The organism is Bacteroides sp. 41_26, from assembly GCF_949740115.1.
GTDB lineage: Bacteria > Bacteroidota > Bacteroidia > Bacteroidales > Bacteroidaceae > Bacteroides > Bacteroides nordii.
This window is the reverse complement of record NZ_CATJGZ010000013.1, coordinates 1-1,109: the sequence shown is the minus strand read 5'-3', so window position 1 is coordinate 1,109 and position 1,109 is coordinate 1. Positions and strand designations below refer to the sequence as shown.

2 protein-coding genes are annotated in these 1,109 nt (G+C 41.7%); both read left to right on the top strand.

Annotated elements, in window-relative coordinates:
- A partial coding sequence (rfbA, locus tag QX565_RS00140; RefSeq protein ID WP_289290508.1) for a glucose-1-phosphate thymidylyltransferase RfbA occupies window positions 1-801 on the top strand: 801 nt, incomplete at its 5' end.
- Window positions 802-939: 138 nt separating this feature from the next.
- Window positions 940-1,109 (top strand): dTDP-4-dehydrorhamnose 3,5-epimerase family protein (locus QX565_RS00135; RefSeq protein ID WP_289290510.1); only part of this gene is annotated, 170 nt, incomplete at its 3' end.

Genomic DNA, 1,109 nt, shown 5'->3' with positions numbered 1-1,109 from the left:
TTCGACAAACCCATGATTTACTATCCGATATCCGTATTAATGCTTGCCGGTATCCGCGAAATATTAATCATCTCCACGCCTTATGATCTGCCGGGCTTCCAGCGCTTATTAGGAGACGGTTCCGACTTTGGTGTTCGTTTTGAATATGCAGAGCAACCTTCACCCGATGGATTGGCACAAGCATTTATCATCGGCGAGAAATTCATCGGTAATGATTCTGTCTGTCTGGTATTGGGAGATAATATTTTCTATGGGCAAAGCTTTACCCGGATGTTGAAAGAGTCAGTTCGTCTGGCCGAAGAAGAACAGAAAGCAACTGTGTTTGGTTACTGGGTCAGCGATCCGGAGCGTTACGGAGTTGCCGAGTTCGATAAGGAGGGGAATGTACTGAGCATTGAAGAAAAACCGGTTCATCCCAAAAGTAACTATGCCGTAGTCGGACTCTATTTTTATCCAAATAAAGTGGTTGAGGTGGCCAAAAATATCAAACCATCTGCCCGTGGGGAGTTAGAAATAACCACCGTGAATCAGGAATTTCTGAATGACGAAGAGCTCAAAGTCCAGTTGTTAGGTCGTGGTTTTGCATGGCTGGATACAGGTACACATGATTCTCTTTCGGAAGCCAGTACCTTTATCGAAGTGATAGAGAAGCGCCAGGGATTGAAGGTTGCCTGCCTGGAAGGTATTGCACTACGTCAAGGCTGGATAACGGCAGATAAAATGCAGGAACTGGCAAAGCCGATGCTGAAGAATCAGTACGGGCAATATTTACAGAAAGTAATAGACGAGTTAAAGCACTGATTATCAGCCGATATAAAAGTGTACATTTTTGTATAACAAGAGTGTACACTTTTGCAGTGTAATAATGTACACTCCTGTCACACAAAAATGTACACCTTTATATTTCTCTTTTAAAGCATATACTTTTCCTATCAAATTATGAATATAATAAAGACTTCCATAGAAGGCGTAATCATTATCGAGCCACGTCTTTTTAAGGATGAGCGTGGTTACTTTTTCGAATCTTTCAATCAGAGAGAGTTTGAAGAAAAGGTCTGTAAAACGACGTTTGTTCAGGATAATGAATCCAAATCCGGTTATGGTGTGAT